The organism is Streptomyces sp. NPDC059092 (assembly GCF_042756365.1).
Lineage (GTDB): Bacteria > Actinomycetota > Actinomycetes > Streptomycetales > Streptomycetaceae > Streptomyces.
Genome location: NZ_JBHZEJ010000088.1, coordinates 22,893 through 32,281 on the forward strand (window position 1 = coordinate 22,893; position 9,389 = coordinate 32,281).

Here is a 9,389-nt window from a genome sequence, read left to right on the forward strand (position 1 = left end):
GCCCCGCTGGATGTGACCTTCAAGATCCGACCCTACAAGCCGGGTCGGACATCGGCCCCGCACTTCCCTCAACGTATGGGGGCCACCCTGATCATTCCCCCGCCGGAACCGTTTCAGCCTCCGGACAACACCTGGACCAGCTCCTCCGCCGTGCGGCAGCGGTCCAGCAGCGCCTTGACGTGGTTGCGCGTACCGCGCAGCGGCTCCAGCGTGGGCACCCGCTGCAGCGAGTCACGGCCGGGCAGGTCGAAGATGACCGAGTCCCAGGAGGCCGCGGCCACGTCGTCGGCGTACTGCTCCAGGCAGCGGCCCCGGAAATACGCCCTGGTGTCCTCAGGAGGCTTGGTCCTGGCCCGCTCGACGTCCTGGTCGTCCAGCAGGCGCCGCATCTTGCCGCGGGCCGCCAGACGGTTGTACAGGCCCTTCTCGGGGCGTACGTCGGCGTACTGGAGGTCCACGAGGTGCAGGCGCGCCGCGTCCCAGTCCAGGCCGTCCCTGCGCCGGTAGCCCTCCAGGACCTCACGCTTGGTGATCCAGTCCAGTTCACCGGAGAGGCTCATCGGATCGTTCTCCAGCCGGTTGAGCGTGTCCTCCCAACGGCCCAGCACGTCCTTGGTCTGTTCGTCGGCGTCGGCCCCGTACCGCTCCTCCACGTACTTTCTCGCCAGCTCGTAGTACTCCATCTGGAGCTGGACGGCGGTGAGTGTCCGGCCGCTGCGGAGCGTGACCAGCCGGCCGAGGGTGGGGTCGTGCGAGACCTGGTGCAGCGTGCGGACCGGCTGGTCCACGGCCAGGTCGACGTTGATGAAGCCGTCCTCGATCATGGAGAGGACCAGCGAGGTCGTGCCGAGCTTGAGATAGGTGGAGATCTCCGAGAGATTCGCGTCGCCGATGATCACATGCAGCCGGCGGTACTTCTCCGCGTCCGAGTGCGGTTCGTCGCGCGTGTTGATGATCGGGCGCTTGAGAGTGGTCTCCAGCCCCACCTCGACCTCGAAGTAGTCCGCGCGCTGGCTGATCTGGAAGCCGTGCTCATGGCCGTCCTGGCCGATCCCGACCCGGCCCGCGCCCGTGACGACCTGCCGGGAGACGAAGAAGGGCGTGAGGTGGCGCACGATGTCCGAGAACGGGGTCTCCCGCTTCATCAGGTAGTTCTCGTGCGTCCCGTAGGACGCGCCCTTGTTGTCGGTGTTGTTCTTGTACAGGTGGATGGGCTGGGCGCCGGGCAGCAGCGCCGCGCGCTCGGCGGCCTCCGCCATGATGCGCTCGCCCGCCTTGTCCCACAGGACGGCGTCCCGCGGGTTGGTGATCTCCGGAGAGCTGTACTCCGGATGGGCGTGGTCCACGTACAGCCGCGCACCGTTGGTGAGGATCACATTGGCCAGGCCGATGTCCTCGTCGGTGAGCTGACTGGAGTCCGCCGTCTCGCGGGCGAGGTCGAAGCCACGGGCGTCCCGGAGCGGATTCTCCTCCTCGAAGTCCCAGCGGGCGCGCCGCGCCCGGTGCATCGCCGCCGCGTAGGCGTTGACGATCTGGGACGAGGTGAGCATGGCATTGGCGTTCGGGTGGCCCGGGACGGAGATGCCGTACTCCGTCTCGATGCCCATTACTCGCCGTACGGTCATGCGGCCCTCCTTGCCCGGCGGCGCTCCCCTCCGGGAGCGGCGCTCAAGTACCGCTGTCTCTCCGACGCGTGTGCGGTGCCCGGTCCCGCACTGCGCGACGTGGCGGTACGAAAGAGCCTAGAACGCCTCCGCGCCGACGGGGAGATCATTTCCTTCATTGGCCTGGTGTGGTGGTTGGCCCGGTGTGCGGGTGTGGTGGGAGGTACGGGGAAAGCAACCGGCTGCGGATGCCCTGGGAAGGCACCCGCAGCCGGTCCGCGCTCTACAGGTACTGACCGGTGTTCGCCACCGTGTCGATCGAGCGGCCGGTGTCCGCGCCCTGCTTTCCGGTCACCAGGGTGCGGATGAAGACGATCCGCTCGCCCTTCTTGCCGGAGATACGGGCCCAGTCGTCCGGGTTGGTGGTGTTCGGCAGGTCCTCGTTCTCCTTGAACTCGTCCACGCACGCCTGGAGGAGATGGGAGACCCGAAGGCCCTTCTGGTCGTGGTCGAGGAAGGCCTTGATGGCCATCTTCTTGGCCCGGTCCACAATGTTCTGGATCATCGCGCCGGAGTTGAAGTCCTTGAAGTAGAGGACTTCCTTGTCACCGTTGGCGTACGTGACCTCCAGGAAGCGGTTCTCCTCGGACTCCGCGTACATCTGCTCCACGACGGACTGGATCATCCCGTGGGCCGCGGCCTCCTTCGAGCCCTTGTGCTCGGAGATGTCGTCCACGTGCAGCGGCAGCGTGGCCGTCAGGTACTTCGCGAAGATGTCCTTCGCCGCCTCCGCGTCCGGACGCTCGATCTTGATCTTCACATCGAGCCGGCCGGGCCGCAGGATCGCGGGGTCGATCATGTCCTCACGGTTGGAGGCGCCGATGACGATGACGTTCTCCAGGCCCTCCACACCGTCGATCTCGGCGAGGAGCTGCGGGACGATGGTGTTCTCCACGTCCGAGCTGACACCGGATCCACGGGTGCGGAAGAGGGACTCCATCTCGTCGAAGAAGACGATGACGGGGGTACCCTCGCTCGCCTTCTCCCGGGCACGCTGGAAGACCAGGCGGATGTGGCGCTCGGTCTCACCGACGTACTTGTTGAGCAGTTCGGGACCCTTGATGTTGAGGAAGTAGCTCTTCCCCGCCGGACGCCCGGTGACCTCGGCGACCTTCTTCGCGAGGGAGTTGGCCACCGCCTTGGCGATGAGCGTCTTGCCGCAGCCGGGCGGACCGTAGAGCAGGATGCCCTTCGGCGGCCTCAGTTCGTGCTCCTTGAAGAGGTCCGGGTGGAGGTACGGAAGCTCCACCGCGTCCCTGATCATCTCGATCTGGCCGCCCAGACCGCCGATCTTTTCGTAGTCGACGTCCGGGACCTCTTCGAGGACCAGTTCCTCGACCTCGCTCTTGGGAACCACTTCATAGACGTAGCCGGAGCGCGGTTCGAGCAGCAGGGCGTCGCCGGGGCGGATGGTGATGTCCAGCAGCGGCTCGGCGAGCCGCACCACCCGTTCCTCGTCGGTGTGCCCGACCACCAGGGCACGCTCGCCGTCCTCAAGGATCTCCTTGAGGGTGACGATGTCCCCGGCACGCTCGAATTCCATGGCCTCGACCACATTGAGCGCCTCGTTGAGCATGACTTCCTGGCCACGCCGCAGCTCGTCGAGCTCGACGCCGGGACTGACATTCACCCGGAGTTTTCGGCCGCCGGTGAAAATGTCGGCCGTGCCGTCCTCATTGCTGTGCAGGAAGACACCGAAACCGGCCGGCGGCTGTGCGAGCCGGTCGACCTCTTCCTTGAGGGCCACGATCTGATCGCGGGCCTCACGCAGCGTATTGGCGAGCCGCTCGTTCTGCGCGGACACACCCGCCAGGTTCGTCTGCAACTCGACGATCCGCTCTTCGAGAATTCTCGTATGCCGCGGAGAGTCGGCGAGCTTACGTCGCAGGACGGCGATTTCCTGCTCGAGATAGGCAACCTGGCCGGCTGGGTCTTCGGACCCCCGCCCGGGCCGGATGCCGCGGTTGATGTCGTCGTCGTGGGCTGCCACGGTCCTCACCTCCTCCAAGGGGAGCTGGACGCTTCCTGACCCTACCTGGGTGGGTGATGATTGAAACCCCTAGATCACAAAGACTGTCGGGGTGTGACCGATCTTCACCCTTGCGCTCTCCCTCACGCCAGGGGAATACCCACCCAGGAACATCGGAAAGCGGCCGGTTGTATCGTCGACTTGTTCAACACCCGTCAGGGCTGGCGCGACTTACCCCGTCACGCGCCGTCCGACGCAGAAAAACGGCAGGAGAGATGAACGTGCAGCAGGAGGCTCCCACCGAAGGCGTCACCGAGACCGGTGAGCCGCTGGAGGTCTGGATCGACCAGGACCTGTGCACCGGCGACGGGATCTGTGCCCAGTACGCGCCGGAGGTCTTCGAGCTGGACATCGACGGCCTGGCCTATGTGAAGAGCGCCGACGACGAACTGCTCCAGTCGCCCGGGGCGACCACGCGCGTACCGCTGCCGCTCCTGACCGACGTAGTGGATTCGGCCAAAGAATGCCCGGGCGACTGCATCCACGTACGCCGGGTGGCGGACCAGGTAGAGGTGTACGGCCCGGACGCGGCCTGATCCCGCGCCGCTCCGGGGACCCGGAGCGGCCGGTCAGCTCCTGCGCGCCTCAGGTACCTCGGTGCGCAGGAACGCGCCATTTTTCCACTGCCAGGAGACACGTTCCTCCTGGTCGGGGCAGCAGCGCGGCACGGAAGACGACGAGTAGCCGAACAGCGTGGCGAGGATCTCACCGTCCTGGACGGTGAGATCGGGCCCGACGGTCCACTCGTCCACGGGGTCCACCAGAGTGGCCACGATCCGCGGCGCGTCCCCCGCCGCCCGCGTCAGCACGTACACCCCGCTCGGCGGGGTACCCAGGCCCGTGTCGCAGCGGACCACCGCCACGGTCTCCGGGCTGCCGTCCCCGTCGAGATCCCCGGTGGCCTTCTGGACGACGGCCGCGCCCACCGCCCCGCACTCCAGGGGAAAGTCGACGCCTGCGGGATCGGGGGCTGGCAGCGGAGCCTCCGCGGCGGGCGCCGCGGCGTTTCTCAGGCCCTGCGGGCCCGTCTGGGAAGCGGTGGCGGGCCCGGGCTGGAACAGCCCCGCCAGCGCCACCACGGCCGCCATCCCGGTGGCCGTCGCGAGCCAGTGGATCGGGCGGGGCCGGGTGTGCGCGAGGTCCGGAGCGTCGGAGATCTGCACGCGGAGTGTCTCCTGTGAAGGCGGTGCCGGTGAGTAACCAACGGTGTGTGAGGGAGTCAGCATCGTGCCACACGTCACAGGGCGACGGAACAGCGGGGTACGTAAGTCCAACGTAAAGATGCCGCCGCCCAGTTCCCCCGTACAGAACGGGAACCGGGCGGCGGCAACGTCGTGTTGGAAGGCGTCACACCGCCTAGGCCCTGTCTGACAAATAGCGCCGTCCGCCCGCAGGGCGGGGCTCGCGGCGGGATTTGTGAGACAGGGCCTAGCGGGCGGCTCCGCCGCTCGCGCTGCCCGGACCGCTGTAGTCGTCGCCGTACGCGCCCTTCGCGGGACGGCGGCGGCGCAGCGGCGGCTCGACACCGTCCGCGAGCCGGCGCGCGGTCACCAGGAAGCCGGTGTGCCCGATCATCCGGTGGTCCGGCCGGACCGCCAGGCCCTCCACGTGCCAGTTACGGACCATCGACTCCCAGGCGGCCGGCTCGTTGAACGTGCCGAACTCCCTGATCGTCTCCACCGTACGAGCGAGTTGCGTCGTCGTCGCGACATAGGCGCACAGGATGCCGCCGGGAACCAGCGCCTTGGAAACGGCCTCCACACACTCCCACGGGGCGAGCATGTCCAGAATGACGCGGTCGACATCCGTGTCCGACAGGTTGTCCTGAAGGTCACCGACCGTCAACGTCCAGGCGGGGTGCGGCTCACCGAAGTAGCGCTCCACGTTCTGCTGCGCGATCTCGGCGAAGTCCTCACGCCGCTCGTACGAGTGCAGCATGCCCTGGTCGCCGATGACCCGCAGCAGGAAACTGCTGAGCGAACCGGAACCCACCCCCGCCTCGACGACCCGGGCGCCGGGAAAGATGTCGGCGAAGGCCAGGATCTGGCCGGCGTCCTTCGGATAGACCACGGCGGCACCGCGGGGCATGGACAGGACATAGTCGGGGAGCAGGGGGCGCAGCGCGAGATAGGCGACGTTCCCCGTGGTACGGACAACACTGCCCTCGGGAGCACCGATCAGCTCGTCGTGCGGGAAGGACCCTTTATGGGTGTGGAAATTCTTCCCGGCTTCGAGCGTGAAGGTGTAGTGGCGTCCCTTGGGGTCGGTGAGCTGGACCTGGTCCCCGACCTTGAAGGGGCCGCGACGTCGGGCGGCACCGGTCGGTTCGGACATGTTCGAAGCTTAGCCCCTCTTTTTGGGGCTCGGTTCGCCTCCGGGGCGCTGCAAGTCGGCGCCGACGCTCGACCGCACCACGGGCCAGGTGGTGCGGTGCCGGAATCCTCGGCCCGTCGCCTCGCCCGGCCGGCGAGTGAGCCGAAGGGGCGCGCCGCTGTCGAAAGGGAGGCTGTACTCGACATGCGGCTCCGCCGCGTGGGCGCAGACCCCGAGGTACGAGGGGCCGAGCACGGTCGACCGTCGACAGGGGCATGAAGCGCCCCGGAGGCGAACCGAGCCCTCGAAAAAGAACTAACTGGGCCGGGCCATGGCGGAGACGAAGGCGCGTTCCACGTCGGCCGTCGACAGGACTCCGTAGATCTCGCCGGTCTCCTCCAGTACCAGGTACTCCGTCGCCGGGCTGGCCCTGAGCCGTTCCAGGAGCGCCTCTCCCGCGAGGTCGGCGGGGACCTTCATGCCTTCCGTGAGGTCCTGGGCGAGGCCGCTCACCGCGACCCAGGGGCGGCGGTGCTGCGGGACGCCGACGATCGCGGATTCGCGTACGAGGGCTGTCGGGTCGCCGTGGCCGTCCACGACCACCAAGGCGCGGGCGCCCGCCTCGTTGGCGCGGCGCAGCGCCTCGGAGAGGGGGGTGGTGGACTCGACCGGGACCGCGCGGCGGGTGAGGGCGCGGGCCTGGAGTTCGGGGAGGTGCTCGCGGAGCCTGGCCATCCGCAGGCTGTTGCCCGCGCCGGTCCAGATGATCGCGGCGAGGATCGCGGCGAGCAGCGCGTCCATGACGGTTTCCATGCCGCCGACGTCCGCGGCGGAGGTACCGAGTGCACCCGTACGGGTGAGCAGCGGGAGGCCGATGAGGACGGTGACCGCGAGCGCGCGGCCGACCCAGGCGGCGGCGATGGTGCCGCTCATGGGCTTTCCGGTGATCTTCCAGACCACCGCGCGCAGCATCCGGCCGCCGTCCAGTGGGAGGCCGGGCAGCAGGTTGAAGACGGCGACGATCAGGTTGGAGATCATCAGCCCCGCGAGGAGGACACCGGGGACGGTGCGGGCCTCCACGGCCAGCAGGCCGAGGTAGAAGAGCCCGGCGAGGACCAGCGAGAGGAGCGGCCCGACGAAGGCGAGGACGAACTCGCGGCCGGGGGTCTCGGACTCCTTCTCGATCTCGGAGACCCCGCCGAAGAACTGGAGCTGGATCCGGCGCACGGGCAGCTTGAAGCGGAGCGCGGCGACGGTGTGGGCCAGTTCGTGGACGAGTACGGAGGCGTAGAACGCGACCGCGAAGAACAGGGAGACCAGATACCGTAGGCCGCCCAGTTCCGGGAGGACCCGTTCGAGCTGACCGCCGAAGATCCAGGTGATGAGCGCGGCCACCAGGAACCAGCTCGGGGCGACGTAGACGGGCACGCCGAAGGGGCGGCCCATGAGAATGCCACCGCCGGGGTCTTCACGGCGCGGCGGCTTGCCACCGGGGCCCGTGTCCCCCTTGCCGGGCTGCGGCATCCTGCCCTCGCCGCTCTCGTCGTCCTCTTTCACGGGTTCCCTTCGTCGGCGGCGTCGCTCGCTCGATGATGTGGTGCGAGTGGCTCTGTAGTCGATGGTATTCGGCTCGCTGTCAGTGGCGGGCCGTAGGGTCTGCGTCATGAGTACGAGCAAGCCGCCCACTTCGCTGTCGCCGTCGCGTGCGAGCGACTTCATGCAGTGCCCTCTCCTGTACAGATTCCGGGTGATCGACAAGCTGCCGGAGAAGCCGAGCGAGGCGGCCACGCGCGGCACGCTGGTGCACGCGGTGCTGGAGCGGCTTTTCGACGCTCCGGCCACGGAGCGCACGGCGCCGCGGGCGAAGGCGCTGGTGCCCGGTCAGTGGGACAGGTTGCTGACCGCCAGGCCCGAGCTGGGTGAGCTGTTCGCGGGGGACACGGAGGGTGAGCGGCTGGCGGCGTGGCTGGAGCAGGCGGAGCGGCTGGTGGAGCGGTGGTTCTCGCTGGAGGACCCGACGCGGCTGGAGCCCGCGGAGCGTGAGCTGTTCGTCGAGACCGAGCTGGAGTCGGGGCTGCGGCTGCGCGGGGTGATCGACCGGGTGGATGTCGCGCCGACCGGGGAGGTGCGGATCGTCGACTACAAGACGGGCAAGGCGCCGCGTCCTGAGTACGGGGAGGGTGCGCGGTTCCAGATGACGTTCTACGCCCTGGTGGTGCGGCGGCTGAAGGGGGTGCTGCCGCGCCGGCTCCAGCTCGTCTACCTGGGCAGCGGCGAGGTCGTGACGTACGACCCGGTGGAGGCGGATCTGGAGCGGGTGGAGCGCAAGCTGCTGGCGCTCTGGCAGGCGATCGAGCAGGCCACGGAGAGCGGCGACTGGCGGCCCAGGCCCACGAAGCTGTGCGGCTGGTGCGACCACCGGGCGGTGTGTCCGGAGTTCGGCGGCACACCGCCGGTGTATCCGCTGAGCGTGAAGCCCGTGGAGGCGCCGGTGGAGGCGCCCGCGCCCGGCTGACCCGGGGCAGGGCGGTCAGGGCAGAATGGGGCTGTCTATTGAAGGAGTTGCCCCGTGACTGTCCGCGTCCTACTGGTCGACGACCAGCCCCTGCTGCGCACCGGTTTCCGGATGATCCTGGAGGCCGAGCAGGACATCGCGGTCGTCGGTGAGGCCGGGGACGGTCTCCAGGCCATCGACCAGGTCCGCGCGCTCCAGCCCGATGTGGTGCTGATGGACATCCGGATGCCGCGGATGGACGGGGTGGAGGCGACCCGCCAGATCACCGGCCCCGGCCGGGACGGTCCGGCGAAGGTACTGGTCCTGACGACGTTCGACCTCGACGAGTACGTGGTGGAGGCGCTGCGCGCGGGGGCCAGCGGCTTCCTGCTGAAGGACGCGCCCGCCAATGAGCTGGTGCAGGCCATCCGGGTGGTCGCGGCGGGCGAGGCGATGCTCGCGCCGAGCATCACGCGCCGGCTGCTCGACAAGTACGCGGATCACCTCCCGTCGGGCGAGGAACCGGCCCCCAACACGCTGCACACCCTGACCGAGCGGGAGGTCGAGGTGCTGAAGCTGGTGGCACGCGGTCTGTCCAACGCGGAGATCGCCGCGGACCTGTTCGTCAGCGAGACGACGGTCAAGACCCATGTGGGGCACGTGCTGACGAAGCTGAGCCTGCGCGACCGGGTGCAGGCCGCGGTGTACGCGTACGAGAGCGGGCTGGTGCGTCCCGGCGCCCAGTAGCGGCCGTACGGACGTGCGGGCGGCGGTACGGACGCGCGGCGCCCCGTACGGACGCCGCACCGGGCAGAACACGAAACGGAGCCCGGTGGGGCCCCGCCCCCCGCCAGCGGGTTGGGTAACGGCGATGAAGTTGCCACTCCCC

At 68.8% G+C, this 9,389-nt stretch carries 8 protein-coding genes; 3 read left to right on the top strand and 5 right to left on the bottom strand.

What is annotated here, in order from left to right:
- Window positions 1-113: 113 nt before the first annotated feature.
- Window positions 114-1,625, bottom strand: a complete 1,512-nt coding sequence (gene dop, locus ACFXPL_RS33450) for a depupylase/deamidase Dop (protein WP_384926746.1) — start codon at window positions 1,623-1,625, stop codon at window positions 114-116.
- 262 nt (window positions 1,626-1,887) lie between these two features.
- Complete coding sequence (gene arc / locus ACFXPL_RS33455) at window positions 1,888-3,654, bottom strand: proteasome ATPase (protein WP_384926748.1); 1,767 nt, start codon at window positions 3,652-3,654, stop codon at window positions 1,888-1,890.
- A 254-nt stretch (window positions 3,655-3,908) separates the two neighbouring features.
- Here arc and ACFXPL_RS33460 point away from each other — a divergent pair, with 254 nt between their 5' ends.
- Window positions 3,909-4,229 (top strand): ferredoxin, encoded by a 321-nt coding sequence (locus ACFXPL_RS33460; protein ID WP_384926750.1) that lies wholly within the window; start codon window positions 3,909-3,911, stop codon window positions 4,227-4,229.
- 33 nt (window positions 4,230-4,262) lie between these two features.
- Here ACFXPL_RS33460 and ACFXPL_RS33465 read toward each other — a convergent pair whose 3' ends face one another.
- The 3 genes from ACFXPL_RS33465 to ACFXPL_RS33475 all read right to left on the bottom strand — a co-directional run bounded on the left by ACFXPL_RS33465 (window position 4,263) and on the right by ACFXPL_RS33475 (window position 7,530).
- Window positions 4,263-4,856, bottom strand: a complete 594-nt coding sequence (locus ACFXPL_RS33465) for a hypothetical protein (protein WP_384926752.1) — start codon at window positions 4,854-4,856, stop codon at window positions 4,263-4,265.
- A 265-nt stretch (window positions 4,857-5,121) separates the two neighbouring features.
- Window positions 5,122-6,027, bottom strand: a complete 906-nt coding sequence (locus ACFXPL_RS33470) for a tRNA (adenine-N1)-methyltransferase (protein ID WP_384926754.1) — start codon at window positions 6,025-6,027, stop codon at window positions 5,122-5,124.
- A 294-nt stretch (window positions 6,028-6,321) separates the two neighbouring features.
- Complete coding sequence (locus tag ACFXPL_RS33475) at window positions 6,322-7,530, bottom strand: site-2 protease family protein (protein ID WP_384926762.1); 1,209 nt, start codon at window positions 7,528-7,530, stop codon at window positions 6,322-6,324.
- Between the two features lie 139 nt (window positions 7,531-7,669).
- On the opposite strand from ACFXPL_RS33475, the gene ACFXPL_RS33480 reads away from it, so the two are divergent.
- Both ACFXPL_RS33480 and ACFXPL_RS33485 read left to right on the top strand, forming a co-directional pair.
- The gene (locus ACFXPL_RS33480) at window positions 7,670-8,521 is read left to right on the top strand and encodes a RecB family exonuclease (protein ID WP_384926756.1); all 852 of its coding nucleotides are present in this window, start codon (window positions 7,670-7,672) and stop codon (window positions 8,519-8,521) included.
- A gap of 54 nt (window positions 8,522-8,575) precedes the next feature.
- The gene (locus ACFXPL_RS33485) at window positions 8,576-9,247 is read left to right on the top strand and encodes a response regulator (RefSeq protein ID WP_384926758.1); all 672 of its coding nucleotides are present in this window, start codon (window positions 8,576-8,578) and stop codon (window positions 9,245-9,247) included.
- The last annotated feature ends 142 nt before the right edge of the window (window positions 9,248-9,389 follow it).